This window comes from Mesorhizobium sp. 128a, from assembly GCF_053848025.1.
In genome coordinates, this window is the sequence record NZ_JBSPKY010000001.1 from 608,852 (window position 1) to 623,819 (window position 14,968).

The following is a 14,968-nucleotide window of genomic DNA, read 5'->3' on the forward strand; positions in this document are numbered from 1 at the left end:
GCTCTCCTGGGCGGTTGGCAGTATCTGTTGGTGACTGTCACTACGGCAGAGTGTCCGGCTCGACAAGGCGGATCCGTTTCACAGATGGTCACGATCCGATGAACACACTGCCGGTCGAAGCGTGCCCGCGCTGCAGCGTTCCAGTCTGCCCTTCGGTCACATGGACGCCCGGATTGCCAGCCACTACATTGAGGCATCAGCGGAGTACCTCATGGACACGCAGCCCGTCCCCTTCGTGCCGCCGGCGCCCAAGCCGCGCACGACGCCGCCTTCGACGCTGGAGATGATGCGGATCGTCTACCGCAATCCGCTCGAACTGTGGGGCGAGCACACCTACAACGAACCCTGGATTTCGGCGAATGGCGTCGGCGGACATCTGATCGTCGCCAACGATCCCGGCCTCATCCGCCACGTGCTGATCGACAACGCCAAGAACTACAAGATGGCCACCGTACGCCAGATGATCCTGCGCCCGATCCTGCGCGACGGCCTGCTGACCGCCGAAGGCGAAGTGTGGAAGCGCTCGCGCAAGGCGATGGCGCCGGTGTTCACGCCGCGTCACATCTTCGGCTTCGCCGAGCCGATGCTGCGTCGAACGATGCAGTTCGTCACCCGCTACGAAAATGGCGGCATGTCCGATATCGCCCACGACATGACGCTGCTCACCTACGATATCCTCGCCGAAACGCTGTTTTCCGGCGAGATTTCGGGCGAGCCCGGCAGTTTCGCGCAGGAGATCGACCGCCTGTTCGAGACCATGGGCCGTGTCGATCCGCTCGACCTTTTGCGCGCGCCCGAATGGCTGCCGCGGCTGACCCGCATCCGCGGCCGCAAGACCATGGCCTACTTCCGCAAGATCGTCGCCGATACGGTCAAGATGCGCGAGGAGCGGCTGAAGCGCGACCCCGACACAGCGCCGCAGGATTTCCTGACGCTGCTGCTGAGGGCCGAAGGCCCCGACGGGCTGACGCGGGCCGAGGTCGAGGATAACATCATCACCTTCATCGGCGCCGGCCACGAGACGACGGCGCGGGCGCTCGGCTGGACGCTCTACTGCCTCGCCGAAGCGCCATGGGAGCGCGAAAAGGTCGAGCGCGAGATCGATGCCGTGCTGGCGCGCGAGCCAGACCCGACGAAGTGGCTGGACGCCATGCCGTTCACCCGCGCCGCCTTCGAGGAGGCGCTGCGGCTCTACCCGCCGGCGCCGTCGATCAATCGCGAGCCGATCGAGACGGAGACGTGGAACGACCTGGTGCTTCCGAAGCGCGCCGCCGTGCTGGTTATGCCCTGGGTCGTGCACCGGCACAGAAAACTGTGGGACAGGCCCGATGCCTTCATGCCCGAGCGCTTCCATCCGGGAAACCGCGAGAAGATCGACCGCTTCCAGTATCTGCCGTTCGGCGCCGGTCCGCGCATCTGCATCGGCGCCAGCTTCGCCATGCAGGAAGCGATCATTGCGCTGGCCATCATGCTGGCGCGCTTCCGCTTCGATGCGACGGCGGAAACGAAGCCGTGGCCGGTGCAGAAACTGACGACGCAGCCGCAGGGCGGCCTGCCGATGCAGGTAACGCGGCGCGCTTAACGGGCGCGACGCCCTGCTACTATGCGATGCTAGCAGGCTTGCGCTGGAACTGGCCGGCGGCGCGGAAGCGCCAGAGGTAGCTCGGCAGGATGGTGCCAATCGACTGCGGCTGGATGTCGAGGCCGGCAAGCGTCCGGTTGGCCTTGTTGGCCGCCTCCGAGACGATGTTGTGTTCGCGCAGCTGCAGCACCTGGTCTTTGGTCAGCAGCGGATTGGGCAGCAGGCCGAGGATCGAGGCCTGCAGATTGGCCACCCACCACGGCACCGGCACCAGCAGCCGCTTGCGCTCGATCACGGTCAGCAGCTCTTCCATGCACTGCTTGAAGGTGAGCACTTGCGGCCCGCCGAGCTCGTAGATCTGGCCGCCCTTGACCTTGCCTTCGACCGAGCGCGCAACCGCCTCGGCGACATCGCCGACATAGACCGGCTGGAACTTGGTCTGGCCGCCGCCGATCAGCGGCAGCACCGGCGAATAACGCGCCATGTCGGCGAAGCGGTTGAAGAAGCTGTCCTCCGGTCCGAAATTGATCGAGGGGCGGAAGATGACGGCGTCGGGGATGGTTTCCAGGACTGCCTTTTCGCCAAGCGCCTTGGTGCGCGCATAGTTGGATTCGGCGTTGAGATCGGCGCCCAGCGCCGAAATATGGGTGAGGCCGGCGCCGACCGAGCGCGCGGCTTCGGCGACGGCGCGGGCGCCGAACTCGTGCACGGTGTTGAACTTCTGCCGGCCGCCCTCATGCAGGATGGCGACCAGGTTGATGACGTGGTCGGCGCCCTGCACGGCGCGGTCGACCGACCAGCGCACTCGCACATTGGCCTGCACCGGCTGGATCTGGCCGACATTGCCGAGTGGCTGCAGATGTCCCGCAAGATCGGGCCTCCGCACCGGAACCCGGATGCGGTAGCCGCGCTTGGCCAGCGCCCGCACGATGTGGCGGCCGACGAAGCCGGAGCCGCCGAAGACGACCACGAGCTTGGGGATCTGCAGGATTTCGGTCATGGCTGGCTCCGGCGCTCGAAAGCTTGGCTGAAGCCGTTTCATAGTCCGTTTTGGGCCAAAGGCAAAGGGCGACGCGTCGTCGCTGCCACCCCATTTCGTCCTTGTCAGAATGCCTTGCCGATACGCGCGTCGACCGATTGGCGGTTGCCGCCGCGGATGACGAAGAACAACAGGATCGTCGCCCACAAAAGCGACTTTTCAGCGCCGGAAAAGCCCTGGCCGACAGTGATCCAGTGGAACCAGATGGTGACCAGAAGGACAAACATTCCGGCGAAGGCGGCCGGCCGGGTCAGCAGGCCGATGGCAATGAGCATGCCGCCGAAGAACTCGGTGCAGGACAAAAGCAGCGACCAGAACGCGCCCGGATAGAAACCGAGGCCTTCGACCATCTCGGCGGCGCCGAAGGGATTGGTGATCTTCTGCGAGCCGTGGATGGTGAGAAACCCACCGGCAACGACGCGAAGCAGGGTTTCCACGCCGTCATGCAACGACGAATACAGGCGGCCAAACACTGGGATGATCAGTCTGCCGCGGGAAGCGTCGGTGGTTATGGACATCGTAGCTCCTGTTGTTGTGATGACCCCCTCGCAAACGCCCGATGGCTCCCATCAAGTCAAGTTAACAAAAGTTAACTTTCGCCATCATGTTTTAGCGCACGGAGCACGAAACGCAGAAAACCCCGCCGAAGCGGGGTTTTCCGGGTGACGCAACGGTCGAGACAGGGCGCAACGGGGCGGCTAACCTGAGACGGCATACCCCGCCCCGGCCCTAAACGCATCCGACAGAAGACACCGACCGGGCAAACCCGACCCGGCAGCTATTGGTCGTTGCGATCGGCAGAAAGGTTCAGCCAAGGCGCGAAGAAATCTGTTGCGAGCAGAACTGTTCAGCCCGAATAGCGCTCGGCGAATTCGGAAATGCGCTGCACCACCGCCTTGGGCGCGTTTATGCCGCGGGCCTGCGCCTTCTCGGCTGCTTCGGCGCGGGCGCGGCCCGGCACGTGCACGCCAAAGCGCCGGCGCAGCCGGTCGAGCTGGTCCTTCATGCGCTGCTCGAAATCCGGATCAAGCAGTTTGGGCTCGATGGCAAGCACGAACAGGCCGGTTCCAGGGCTGTCCGGTCCGCCGGTGAACCACGGCGCGTCGAGCGACCAGTTGGCCCCCGAAATGCCGGCCGCCAGCACCTCGACCATCAGCGCGATGTTGGCGCCGCGCTGGCCGCCGAAGGCGAGCATGGCGCCTTTCATGGCGGCGGCCGGATCCGTGGTCGGGTTGCCGCTGGCGTCCAGCGCCCATCCCTCCGGGATCTTCTTGCCGTCCTCGGCCGCCTTGCGGATGTTGACGAAGGCGGTGGCGCTCGAGGACTGGTCGATGACCAGCGGCGCGCCATCGGCGGCCGGTGCGGCAAACGACATCGGATTGGTGCAATAGACCGGCTTGACCGAGCCCGAGCCGGCAAGCACGGCCGGCCCGTTGGTGGCGGCGAAGGAGACCAGTCCCAGTTGCGCCAGACGCCCGGTGAAATAGCCGAGCGCACCGCACGTATAGGCGTTCTTCTGCGAGAAGATGGCGACGCCGAACAGCTTTGCCGCCTTGGCGAGGTCGTCGATGGTGCGGTCGAAGCCGGTATGCGCCAGGCCGCCGCGCGCGTCGGAGAGATAGACGGCGAGCGCCGGCCTGGTGATGTCAGGGTCGGCATTGCCGTCGATGCGTCCGGCTTCCAGCGCTTCGAGGTAATCGATGAAGTGGGTCAGCCCGACGGTCGACAGCCCTTCCGCCTCGGCGGCGATGATCGAGGCGGTAAGTGACTTCGCGGCCTCTTCATTGGCACCGGCACCGAGTGCCGCCATCCGGCACAGCCCTGTTGCCTGGTCGAGAGAGAGTTGCATGGTGGGTCCCGGTGAATGGTGAATGGTCGATAGTGAATGGTCGTCTTAAGCGAGGCCGCGAAAATTGCGACCCTTTTCCGCGGATCATTCACCATTCACTACTTCACTACCCAATCTTGTTCGGAATCCGTGCCTCGATCTTGCTGAAGGCAAATACCAATATGCCGGTGATGATCATGTAGATCAGCGCCAGCAGCAGCAAGGGCTCGTAGGTGAGGTAGGTGTCCTGCCGCACCTTGGACGAGACGGCGAAGATGTCGATGACGCTGATCGTCGCCACCAGCGGCGTCGACTTCAATTGCAGTACGGTTTCACCGGTCAGTGTCGGCAGCGCGCGGTAGATGGCCTGCGGCAGCCAGATGCGGCGGAAGATCTTCCAGCGGCTCATGCCGAAAGCGCGGGCTGCCTCAAGCTGCCCTTTGGGTACGCCGGCAAAGGCGCCGCGCATCACTTCGCCCTCGTAACCGGCGAAGGACAAGGTCAGCGCCAGCACGCCATAGGGCCAGGCCTGTCTGAGATACGGCCACATCCAGGATTCGCGGATCCACGGATACTGCGGAAACAGCGAGCCCAGACCGTAATAGAGCAGCCACAACTGGATCAGCAGCGGAGTGCCCCGGATGACGGTGCAGAATGTCTTGGCGGGGGCGGAGGACCAGAAAGGGCCTGCGGCCTGCGCCAGCCCGAGCGGCACGGCAAGCAGGAAGCCGAGAAAGCAGGTGACGGCCAGGATCCACAGCGAGCGCCAGATGCCAAGCAGTCCCATTTCATAATATTGCGGCAGCCAGTCCCAGCGCATGAAGAAGGCCGCGCCGAGAACCAGCGCCATCGCGATCAGGATCAGCACGATGCGATGCGGCTGCAGCCATAGCGACGTCCGCGCCGCAACGTTGATGATGGTCGCGTCTCCGGCCATCAGCGCGCATCCTTTAGCGAAGGCATGCCGCGCCGCGACCAGGCCTCAAGGCGGCCGATGAGCAGGTTCGAAACGAGCGAAAGGATGAGATAGAGCACACCTGCGGCGACGAAGAAGGTGAAATAAGCTTTGGTGACGCCCGCGGCCTGCCGCGTGGCCAGCGCCAGTTCGTAGAAACCGACGACCGCCAGAAGGGCGGTGTCCTTCGTGGCGATGAGCCACAGATTGGCGAGGCCCGGTATGGCGAAGGGCAGCATCGCCGGCAGCGTTATGCGCCGCAGCATCAGCCCGGGTGACATGCCATACGCTCGGGCAGCTTCGATTTGCCCCTGCGGGATGGCCAGGATCGCACCGCGGATCACTTCCGTGGAATAGGCGCCCTGGACAAAGCCGAGCACGGCAATGCCTGCGGCAAGGCCGCTGATGTCGACGCGCTGATAGCCCATTGCGGTCAGCACCTGGTTGATCAGGTCGGTCCCGGCATAATAGAGCAGCAGGATCAGCACCAGTTCGGGTACGGCGCGCACCACTGTCGTGTAGACGGCGAGCAGGTCGCGCACGACCGGGCCGCCATAGAGCTTACCAAAGGCGCCGCCGGTGCCGATCAGGAGACCGAGGCACGTGGCGCCCAGCGCGATCTCGATCGAATGGAGCAGTCCCAGCAAAAGAGTTCCGCCCCAGCCCGGTGGGTTGGGCGAGAGAAGTTCGATGATGCCGGCCGCGGAGGCCGAAAGAAGTGCGTCGATCAGCGTCGCCCCCGGATTGCTGACTCTAACCGCCGACGGCAGCGCCGGCGGCAAGCATGTCTGGGAAAGATCGGGCAGGGAGGCATGGCGCTGGCGCCATGCCTCGCTAGCTCATGCGAGGATCGTCAGTTCGACTGCGCGCCGCCGCCACCATAAATGTCGAAATCGAAGTACTTCTTCGAGATCTCGTCATATTTGCCGTTGGCGCGGATCGCCTTGATGCCGGCGTTGATCTTGCCTTTCAGTTCGGCGTCTTCCTTGCGCACGCCGGCGCCGACGCCCGGCCCGAGCACCTCGTCATCGGGAGCAACCATGCCCTTCAGGTCGCAGCAGGCCTTGCCCTGGTCCGACTTCAGGAACTCGCCGAGCGCGATGGAGTCGGCCTGCACCGCATCGAGGCGGCCGGCGGCCAGATCGTTGTTGGCTTCGTCCTGCGTCTGGTATTCCTTGATTTCCTGCGCGCCGGTGAAGTGCTTCTTGGCGTAGACTGCATGCACGGTCGAGACCTGGACGCCGACCACCTTGCCCTTGAGGTCGTCTGGCGTAGCGCCGAACTTCTGGTCCTTCGGGCCGATGATGGCGGTCGGTGTGTTATAGTACTTGTCCGAGAAGTCGATCGTCTTCTCGCGTTCGGCGGTGATCGACATCGAGGAGACGATGAGGTCGATCTTCTTGGTCGTCAGCGCCGGGATGATGCCGTCCCAGGCGACAGGCGTGATGACGCAGTCGAGCTTCTCCTCGGCGCAGACGGCGTCGATGAACTCGATTTCCCAGCCGACCCATTTGCCGGAAGCGTCCGGCGAGGTGAAGGGCGGATAGGGCTCGGCGGCGACACCGATCTTGACCGGATCGGCTTTGGCCACGCCCATGGCGGCGACGCCGAGCAGCAGCGCTGCGGCGAATGTTTTCAGAACAGTCTTCATTTTCACGACTCCCAGTTTGTTGTTGGTTCCCGGTTTTCTTCCGTCCCGGCTTTCCTAGCCGATGTTGCGGATGAACTGCTTCAGCCTTTCGGATTTCGGTGCGCCGAAGATCTGCTCCGGCGGCCCCTCTTCCTCGACCAGCCCGTTGTAGAGGTAGACGACATGGGTCGCGACCTCGCGGGCGAACTTCATTTCATGCGTGACCAGCACCATGGTGCGACCCTCGCGCGCCAGGTCGCCGATCACCTTCAGCACCTCGCCGACCAGCTCCGGGTCGAGCGCCGAGGTCGGCTCGTCGAACAGCATGACGCGCGGATTGATGGCCAAGGCGCGGGCGATCGCAGCGCGCTGCTGCTGGCCGCCGGAGAGATAGGCCGGATAGACGTCGCGCTTTTCGGCGAGGCCGACGCGCGCCAGCAGCTTTTCGGCTTCCCTGATCGCGACGTCGCGCTTGACGCCCAGCACGTGCACCGGAACCTCGATGACGTTCTCGATCAGCGTCATGTGGCTCCACAGGTTGAAGTTCTGGAACACCATGCCGAGCTTGGAGCGGATGCGCTCGATCTGCCGGCGGTCGGCGGGCACGGTGTGGCCATGGCTGTCGGCCTTGAGTTTGATCTCTTCGCCATTGACGCGGATGATGCCGCTGGTCGGATTCTCCAGGCAGTTGATGCAGCGCAGCAGCGTCGATTTGCCTGAGCCCGAGCCGCCGATGATGGCGATCACCTCGCCGTCGCGCGCCGACAGCGAAACGCCCTTCAGCACATGCAGCTGGCCGAATTTCTTGTGCAGGTTCTCGACATGGATGGCTTCGGCGGCGCTATTCTGCGCCTTGCCGGATTGGACTGCGGCGGCTCCCACGGCGCTCACCGGGTGACCTCTACCACAGGGCCGACCGTAGATCGTCGAACGTCCATCCGGCTAATCAACATACGCTGTAATGCCCACTCCAGACTTCAGCATGGACCCAACAGCGCGAGCCCGTCAATCCCGCTCATTACGGCACTTGCGGCCTTATTGTGCAAGTGTATAAATAGCTTTCGATGAAATTTTCCCGATTTTTTTCACCTTGAAAAGGGCACTGATGAGCGCTTTCGGATCACAGTCCATGGCGGCGCCGTTGCGGCGTGTGCTGATGCGGTCGGCGGCCAACGCCATGCGCGATGCCGACAGAGCCTCCTGGCACTATGGCCCCGGGTTCGACCCGGCGAAAGCCGCCTCGCAGCACGCGGTCCTTGCCGAGCTGGTAGCGGCTTCCGGCGCCGAAATCGAATGGATCGAGGACAGGGCCGACGGCCTGTCGGATTCGGTGTTCACTCACGATCCGTCGCTGATGACCGACCGCGGCGCGCTGATCCTGTCCATGGGCAAGCCGTTGCGCGCCAGCGAGCCTTCGCTGCATGAAGAAACCTACAGACGCCTCGGCATTCCGATCCTCGGCCGCGTCGAGGCTCCCGGGCAGGTCGAGGGCGGTGATTGCGTATGGCTGGATGCCCGCACGCTGGTGATCGGGCGCGGTGTGCGCTCCAATCAGGAAGGCATCCAGCAGGTCTCCAACCTGCTGACGCCGCTGGGCATTTCCGTCTACGGCTTCGATCTGCCGCTGTGGCAGGGCGAGGAGGCGTGCCTGCATCTGATGTCGGTGATCAGCCCGCTGGCCGATGACCTCGCTTTGGTCTATTCGCCACTTTTGCCGGCTCCGTTCTATCAGTTGCTGAAGGCGCGCGGTATCCGGCTGGTCGAAGGCGACCCGCAAGAGTTCGCCGCGTCCAACGGCCTCAGCCTGAACGTGCTGCCGACCAGCCCGCACAAGGTCATTGCCGTCGCAGGCTTTCCCAGGACCAAGGCCGCGATGGAAGCCGCCGGCTGCACGGTTGAAATCTTCGAAGCGGATGCGCTCTGCATCGCCTGTGAAGGCGGGCCGACATGCCTGACGCGGCCGATCCTGCGGCAATGAATGAGCGCCGCAAGTTCCGCCGCGAGGGCGAGGAGCGGCGGCGGCAGGATTTGATCGACGCGACCCTGGACAGCGTGGCCGAACACGGCCTGGAGGGCGCCAGCCTACGCACCATCGCCTTGCGCGCCGGCGTCACCGCCGGGCTGATCCGGCACTATTTCCCGGGCAAGGAAGAATTGCTGAAGGAAGCCTACGCGGCGCTGATGGGCCGCATGACCGAGCAGGCGAAGGCGGCATTGCTCATGGAGAACGCCTCTCCGCGCCAGCGCCTTGCGGCCTTCGTCACCGCCAACCTCAACGCGCCGATCATCGACGCGCGGGTGTTTTCGCTCTGGGCAACCTTCATCGGCCGCGCAGGCGCGGATCCGAGCCTGGCTCGCGCCCATCGCGAAGGCTACCTTGGCTTTCGCAACGAGGTCGAAGCGGTCGTGGCCGAAGTGCTTGCCGCCGAACGGCGCAAGCCGGACGCAAGTGAACTCCGCCGCCACGCCATCGCGATCAACGCCATCCTCGACGGACTCTGGATAGAAGGCTGTCTGGCCGCAGAGATGTTCTCGCCTGGCGAATTGGCGGCGATCGGCGTCAAAGCCATAGAGGCCGAGCTCGGCCTCGCGCCGCAAAAGGGAGAAGGCCAATGACCACCATCGGCGAAGCGCTGATCTCACTCCTCGAAGCGCATGGCGTCGACACCGTCTTCGGCATTCCCGGCGTCCATACGGTCGAGCTTTACCGCGGCCTGGCGCGCTCGAAGATACGTCACATCACGCCGCGCCACGAACAGGGCGCCGGCTTCATGGCCGATGGTTATGCCCGCGCCTCGGGCAGGCCGGGCGTCGCCTTCGTCATCACCGGACCGGGGTTGACCAACACCATCACCGCCATGGGCCAGGCACGCGCCGATTCCGTGCCGATGCTGGTGATTTCGGGCGTCAACGCGATGCCGACGCTGGGCAAGGGGCTGGGCTTCCTGCACGAACTGCCCGACCAGCGCGGCATGATGGGAAAGGTGGCGCTGTTTTCGCAGCGCGTTACCGAGGCGAGCGAATTGCCAGGCGCTTTGGCGCAGGCGTTTGCGCTGTTTTCGTCCTCGCGGCCGGGGCCAGTGCATATCGAAATCCCGACCGACGTCATGGTCAAGCCGGCCGACGGCATCGCTGCCATGCTCACCAATGCGACACCGCCGGCGCCGGATGGCGTGGCCGTTGCCGACGCCGCCAGGCTGATCGCAGCGGCGCGGCGGCCGCTGATCCTGGCCGGCGGTGGCGCCAAGCGCTCCGATGAGCCATTGCAGCGCCTGGCCGAGCGGCTCGGCGCGCCCGTCGTCCAGACCGCCAATGCGCGCGGCCTGCTGCACGCGCATCCGCTTTGCGTACCCGCAAGCCCCAGCCTGAAAGCTGTGCGTGCGCTGATGGCCGACGCCGATCTGGTCATCGCGGCCGGTACCGAGTTCGGCCCGACCGACTATGACGGTTACAGTGATGGCGGTTTCGTGCTGCCGGCCAACCTGATCCGCATCGATATCGGCGCCGACCAGCTTGCCCGCCGCCCGGTGAGTGTCGGTATCCAGGCCGATTGTGCGGAGGCGTTGCATGCACTGCTTGCCGCGCTCGGTCCCGATCATGCGGCGGCGAAGGACGGCGAAACGCGTGCCGACGCGGCACGAAAGACGGCTTTTGCGGAATTGAGCCCGGCCTATGCCGCGCAGGTGCATGCGGTGGAAGCGATCCGCGACGCCTTGCCGGGCGCCATCATCGTCGGCGATTCCACGCAGCCGATCTACGCCGCCAATCTTTACTACGACCACGACCGGCCGGGCGGCTGGTTCAACGCCGCTACCGGCTTCGGCGCACTCGGCTACGGGCCGCCGGCAGCGATCGGTGCGGCGCTCGCCATGCCGGGCGTACCGGTGGTCTGTCTCACCGGCGACGGCGGCTTCCAGTTCACCTTACCAGAGATCGCTGTTGCGCTCGATGCGCCGGCGCCGGTCATCTTCGTCGTCTGGAACAACAGAGGCTATCGCGAGATCGAGACCTCGATGCTCGATGTCGGCGTCGAACCGGTCGGCGTGTCGCCGGCGCCGCCGGATTTCTGCAAGCTGGCCGAGGCCTATGGCATATCAGCCGAACGGCTTGCCGGTACTGCTGAGCTCGCCGATGCGCTCAAACGCGCGCACGCAACTGGCCTGCCCCATGTCATCGAAATCACCATCGACTGACGCTTGACCGCGCGCCGGATGTCCATGCGCGGGTCAAAGGGGACGGTCGGCTGCTTCGAGCGATGCAAAGACGCAACACTGCCATGTCGAGATGGCGGTTGAGTGATCGCGCGAAAGAGGCGACGCTCTGCGTCGGCGCGGCATAACGACAGACATAATCATAAAAAACGACAGGAGCGTCGAGGATGACGGAAACACTTCAGGGAAAGCATATCGTGGTGACCGGCGGCACCGGGGCACTCGGCGCAGCGGTCGTCGGCAAACTATTGGCCGACGGCGCGATCTGCCATGTGCCCAATGCTCACGCGTCGGCCCCCTCGCATTTTCCCTTTGTGACCGACGATCGCGTCCGGCTGGCGCACAATGTCGATCTTGCCGATCCCGCCAAGGTCGATGCCTTCTACGCCAGCGTTCCGGATCTGTGGGCCTCCATCCATCTGGCCGGCGGCTTTGCCGCAGCACCTGTGGAAAAGATCGAATCCGCATCCTTCGCCGAAATGATGGACACCAACGCCCGCACTACCTTCCTGTGCTGCCGCGCCGCGGTGCGCTCGATGCTTGGCTCGGCTACGGCCGGCCGCATCGTCAATGTCACGGCGCGCGCCGGGCTCGACCCGCGCCGCGGTTCCGGCATGGTTGCCTATGCCGCCAGCAAAGCGGCGGTGGCGGCGATGACGGTGGCAATCGCGGAGGAGCTGAAGCACAAGGGCATTCTGGTCAATGCTGTCGCACCCTCGACGCTCGATACGCCCGCCAACCGTGCCGACATGCCGGATGCCGACATCACCAAATGGGTCAGCCTGGAAGCAGCCGCTGAAGCCATCACCTATCTGGCATCGCCGGCCAATCTGGCGATGAGCGGCACGCTGGTGCCGCTTTACGGACGCGCCTGAGGGGCGGCCGTGGGGCGACTCATTTGCAGACGAGCTTGCCTATCTGCAGCTTGGACTTGCGCGGCCCGGCATCGGTTCCGCGCTCTCGTCATCGACGATAAAAGAACCTGCGACTATGTCAGGTTCGAGACTCCCGCCTCCATGACCTCGACTGCGTCGCCGATCGCGATTGTACCGGCGTTGTTCGGTATCGCGTTCTGACCGAAGATGATGCCACCCTTGGCGGAGCGGTGGAGTTTGCCCAGCGTCTGCAACGGCTCGCGCGGGTCCGGCTGCTCGCCGCTGTGCGGGTCGCGGGTGGTGATGACACAGCGCGAGCAGGGTTTTGCGATGCGCAGCTCGACAGCGCCGATACGGATCGTCTTCCAGCTGTCTTCAGGCCAAGCGCCTTCCGCGTCGACAACGATGTTGGGGCGAAACCGCGCCATCTCGATGGGCCTGGCTAGATGGCTGTTCAGATGGTCCAGCGAGCCCGTCGTGGCCACCAGCAGCGGAAAACCGTCGGCAAAGCCGACGTAATCTCCAGGCTCGCCGAATTCAGGGTCGACCGGCCGGTTTTGCGGATCGTCGAAATAGACGAGATCGACGGGCCGGCCAAGAATCGTGGAGAGATAAGCGCCGGCGGCTGGATCACACGACCGCGCGGCAACCATATCCTTCCAGATCTTGACCTGACGGAGTGCAGCACCCGGGCCTGGAGCCTCGACGGCGTGCGAACCATGCCTGTCATGTTTCAACAGGATGCCCGTGCCGCGATGCTCGACGTCGATCGTCGTCATATCAGGTATCTGGCGAATGGTGAGGAACTGTCCGTCCTTGTCGACGACCATCCAGCGGCGGTCTCCGGCCATGCCCATGGTCTCGATCTCGGCGCTCTGCACGGCATGGCCACGCAGGCTCTTGACTGGATAGCGATAAATTCCAACGACCTTCATGCGCATGCCCCTATTGCCAGGAGCGCGGAGTTGAAGGGATTGCACGGTCCTTGTCTTGTGCCAGTGCCGCGAAATGAAAAAACCCGCGAGCCTTGCGGTCCGCGGGTTTCTTGTTTCAGGCCGCGCGCGAGGCGCGGCAGGCAGCCAAAACTTAGCTGCCCTGCTTCTTCAGCGCGGCGCCCAGGATGTCGCCCAGCGAAGCGCCGGAGTCGGTCGAGCCGTACTGAGCGACTGCTTCCTTCTCTTCGGCGATTTCCAGCGCCTTGATCGAGACCTGCAGCTTGCGGGTCTTCTTGTCGAAGGCGATGACGCGAGCGTCAACCTTCTGGCCGACGGTGAAGCGCTCGGGGCGCTGCTCGTCGCGGTCACGGCTGAGGTCGGAACGCTTGATGAAGGTCTCGATGCCGCTGTCGACCAGCCGCACTTCCAGACCGCCATCCTTGACGCCGATGACTTCGCAGGTGACGACCGCGTTCTTGCGCAGTTCGCCTGAAGTCGCCGCTTCGCCGACCGTATCCTTGGCCAGCTGCTTGATGCCGAGCGAGATGCGCTCCTTGTCGATGTCGACGTCGAGCACCTGCGCCTTGACCATGTCGCCGCGATTGTACTCTTCGATGACCTGCTCGCCCGGACGGGTCCAGTCGAGGTCGGACAGGTGCACCATGCCGTCCACGTCGCCTTCGAGGCCGATGAACAGGCCGAACTCGGTCTTGTTCTTGACCTCGCCCTCGACCTGGCTGCCGACCGGATGGCTCGAGGCAAAAGCCTGCCACGGATTCTCCAGCGTCTGCTTGAGGCCGAGCGAGATGCGGCGCTTGGCCGGATCGACCTCGAGCACCACCACGTCGACTTCCTGCGTCGTCGACAGGATCTTGCCGGGATGCACGTTCTTCTTCGTCCACGACATTTCCGAAACGTGGATGAGGCCTTCGATGCCCGGCTCCAGCTCGACGAACGCGCCGTAGTCGGTAATGTTGGTGACGGTGCCCTTGATCTTCTTGCCGATCGGGAACTTGGTGCCGATCTCGGACCACGGATCCGACTCGAGCTGCTTCATGCCGAGCGAGATGCGGTGGGTTTCCTGGTTGATGCGGATGATCTGCACCTTGACCGTCTGACCGATGTTTAGGATTTCGGTCGGATGGTTGACGCGGCGCCAGGCCATGTCGGTAACATGCAGCAGGCCATCGATGCCGCCGAGGTCGACGAACGCACCGTAATCGGTGATGTTCTTGACGACGCCTTCGACAACCTGGCCCTCTTCGAGGTTCTGCACGATTTCCGAACGCTGTTCGGCGCGGCTTTCCTCAAGCACGGTGCGACGCGACACAACGATGTTGCCACGGCGGCGATCCATCTTGAGGATCTCGAAGGGCTGCGGGTTGTGCATCAGCGGGGAGACGTCGCGGATCGGGCGGATATCGACCTGGCTGCGCGGCAGGAAGGCCACGGCGCCGTCGAGGTCGACGGTGAAGCCGCCCTTGACCTGGTTGAAGATGACGCCTTCGACGCGCTCACCCTTGGTGAACTTCTCTTCGAGCTTGACCCAGCTCTCTTCGCGGCGGGCCTTGTCGCGCGACAGGACGGCTTCGCCCAGTGCGTTCTCGATACGCTCGACCATGACCTCGACGGTATCGCCGACCTTGAGCGTCGAGTCCTTGCCCTTGACGCCGAATTCCTTCAGCGGCACGCGGCCTTCGACCTTGAGGCCGACATCGATGATGGCCATGTCTTTTTCGATCGCCAGGATCGTGCCCTTGACGACCTGACCTTCGCCGGAGTGACCGGTGGTAAATGATTCTTCGAGCAGGCTCGCGAAATCGTCGCGAGTGGGATTTGCAGCTGACATATTTTCTCCTGGAGTGCCCCGCATCTTAAGCGGGACGGGCGCCGTGGGTTAGCGTTGCGTTGGC

At 64.2% G+C, this 14,968-nt stretch carries 14 protein-coding genes; 5 read left to right on the plus strand and 9 right to left on the minus strand.

Annotated elements, in window-relative coordinates; genetic code table 11:
• Positions 1–211: 211 nt before the first annotated feature.
• Positions 212–1,582, plus strand: coding sequence for a cytochrome P450 (locus ACWTU9_RS02735; RefSeq protein WP_455856974.1), 1,371 nt, complete (start codon positions 212–214; stop codon positions 1,580–1,582).
• A gap of 19 nt (positions 1,583–1,601) precedes the next feature.
• On the opposite strand, the gene ACWTU9_RS02740 is transcribed toward ACWTU9_RS02735, so the two are convergent.
• From ACWTU9_RS02740 to ACWTU9_RS02770, 7 genes are all read right to left on the minus strand, one after another.
• The gene (locus ACWTU9_RS02740; protein ID WP_455856975.1) at positions 1,602–2,582 is read right to left on the minus strand and encodes a complex I NDUFA9 subunit family protein; all 981 of its coding nucleotides are present in this window, start codon (positions 2,580–2,582) and stop codon (positions 1,602–1,604) included.
• A gap of 104 nt (positions 2,583–2,686) precedes the next feature.
• The gene (locus tag ACWTU9_RS02745) at positions 2,687–3,139 is read right to left on the minus strand and encodes a DoxX family protein (RefSeq protein ID WP_455856976.1); all 453 of its coding nucleotides are present in this window, start codon (positions 3,137–3,139) and stop codon (positions 2,687–2,689) included.
• 329 nt (positions 3,140–3,468) lie between these two features.
• A complete protein-coding gene (locus tag ACWTU9_RS02750) occupies positions 3,469–4,470 on the minus strand; it encodes an Ldh family oxidoreductase (RefSeq protein WP_455856977.1) in 1,002 nt (333 codons plus the stop codon).
• Positions 4,471–4,576: 106 nt separating this feature from the next.
• Positions 4,577–5,386, minus strand: coding sequence for an ABC transporter permease (locus ACWTU9_RS02755; protein ID WP_455856978.1), 810 nt, complete (start codon positions 5,384–5,386; stop codon positions 4,577–4,579).
• A complete protein-coding gene (locus ACWTU9_RS02760) occupies positions 5,386–6,099 on the minus strand; it encodes an ABC transporter permease (RefSeq protein WP_455857125.1) in 714 nt (237 codons plus the stop codon). The genes ACWTU9_RS02755 and ACWTU9_RS02760 overlap by 1 nt, the downstream gene beginning before the upstream one ends.
• Positions 6,100–6,257: 158 nt before the next feature.
• Positions 6,258–7,055, minus strand: a complete 798-nt coding sequence (locus tag ACWTU9_RS02765; protein ID WP_455856979.1) for a transporter substrate-binding domain-containing protein — start codon at positions 7,053–7,055, stop codon at positions 6,258–6,260.
• 54 nt (positions 7,056–7,109) lie between these two features.
• Positions 7,110–7,925, minus strand: a complete 816-nt coding sequence (locus tag ACWTU9_RS02770) for an ABC transporter ATP-binding protein (RefSeq protein ID WP_454587466.1) — start codon at positions 7,923–7,925, stop codon at positions 7,110–7,112.
• A gap of 214 nt (positions 7,926–8,139) precedes the next feature.
• On the opposite strand from ACWTU9_RS02770, the gene ACWTU9_RS02775 reads away from it, so the two are divergent.
• From ACWTU9_RS02775 to ACWTU9_RS02790, 4 genes are all read left to right on the plus strand, one after another.
• Positions 8,140–9,012, plus strand: a complete 873-nt coding sequence (locus ACWTU9_RS02775; protein ID WP_455856980.1) for a dimethylarginine dimethylaminohydrolase family protein — start codon at positions 8,140–8,142, stop codon at positions 9,010–9,012.
• Complete coding sequence (locus tag ACWTU9_RS02780; RefSeq protein ID WP_455856981.1) at positions 8,982–9,650, plus strand: TetR family transcriptional regulator C-terminal domain-containing protein; 669 nt, start codon at positions 8,982–8,984, stop codon at positions 9,648–9,650. The genes ACWTU9_RS02775 and ACWTU9_RS02780 overlap by 31 nt, the downstream gene beginning before the upstream one ends.
• On the plus strand, positions 9,647–11,227 hold the full coding sequence (locus ACWTU9_RS02785; protein WP_455856982.1) for a 5-guanidino-2-oxopentanoate decarboxylase: 1,581 nt from the start codon (positions 9,647–9,649) through the stop codon (positions 11,225–11,227). The genes ACWTU9_RS02780 and ACWTU9_RS02785 overlap by 4 nt, the downstream gene beginning before the upstream one ends.
• Before the next feature lie 185 nt (positions 11,228–11,412).
• Entirely contained in the window at positions 11,413–12,120 is a 708-nt protein-coding gene (locus tag ACWTU9_RS02790) for an SDR family NAD(P)-dependent oxidoreductase (protein WP_455856983.1), read from the plus strand.
• Between the two features lie 113 nt (positions 12,121–12,233).
• Here ACWTU9_RS02790 and ACWTU9_RS02795 read toward each other — a convergent pair whose 3' ends face one another.
• Together ACWTU9_RS02795 and rpsA are read right to left on the minus strand one after the other, a co-directional pair.
• Positions 12,234–13,055 (minus strand): MOSC domain-containing protein, encoded by an 822-nt coding sequence (locus ACWTU9_RS02795; protein ID WP_455856984.1) that lies wholly within the window; start codon positions 13,053–13,055, stop codon positions 12,234–12,236.
• Between the two features lie 151 nt (positions 13,056–13,206).
• Entirely contained in the window at positions 13,207–14,904 is a 1,698-nt protein-coding gene (rpsA, locus tag ACWTU9_RS02800; protein ID WP_112563700.1) for a 30S ribosomal protein S1, read from the minus strand.
• Positions 14,905–14,968 lie beyond the last annotated feature (64 nt).

Excerpts from the sequence above, each read along its gene's own strand:
- ACWTU9_RS02775 (WP_455856980.1), top strand. The coding sequence starts at position 8,140 with ATGAGCGCTTTCGGATCACAGTCCATGGCGGCGCCGTTGCGGCGTGTG.
- ACWTU9_RS02740 (WP_455856975.1), bottom strand. The coding sequence starts at position 2,582 with ATGACCGAAATCCTGCAGATCCCCAAGCTCGTGGTCGTCTTCGGCGGC.
- ACWTU9_RS02780 (WP_455856981.1), top strand. The coding sequence starts at position 8,982 with ATGCCTGACGCGGCCGATCCTGCGGCAATGAATGAGCGCCGCAAGTTC.
- rpsA (WP_112563700.1), bottom strand. The coding sequence starts at position 14,904 with ATGTCAGCTGCAAATCCCACTCGCGACGATTTCGCGAGCCTGCTCGAA.
- ACWTU9_RS02750 (WP_455856977.1), bottom strand. The coding sequence starts at position 4,470 with ATGCAACTCTCTCTCGACCAGGCAACAGGGCTGTGCCGGATGGCGGCA.
- ACWTU9_RS02790 (WP_455856983.1), top strand. The coding sequence starts at position 11,413 with ATGACGGAAACACTTCAGGGAAAGCATATCGTGGTGACCGGCGGCACC.
- ACWTU9_RS02795 (WP_455856984.1), bottom strand. The coding sequence starts at position 13,055 with ATGAAGGTCGTTGGAATTTATCGCTATCCAGTCAAGAGCCTGCGTGGC.
- ACWTU9_RS02755 (WP_455856978.1), bottom strand. The coding sequence starts at position 5,386 with ATGGCCGGAGACGCGACCATCATCAACGTTGCGGCGCGGACGTCGCTA.
- ACWTU9_RS02745 (WP_455856976.1), bottom strand. The coding sequence starts at position 3,139 with ATGTCCATAACCACCGACGCTTCCCGCGGCAGACTGATCATCCCAGTG.
- ACWTU9_RS02785 (WP_455856982.1), top strand. The coding sequence starts at position 9,647 with ATGACCACCATCGGCGAAGCGCTGATCTCACTCCTCGAAGCGCATGGC.
- ACWTU9_RS02735 (WP_455856974.1), top strand. The coding sequence starts at position 212 with ATGGACACGCAGCCCGTCCCCTTCGTGCCGCCGGCGCCCAAGCCGCGC.
- ACWTU9_RS02765 (WP_455856979.1), bottom strand. The coding sequence starts at position 7,055 with ATGAAGACTGTTCTGAAAACATTCGCCGCAGCGCTGCTGCTCGGCGTC.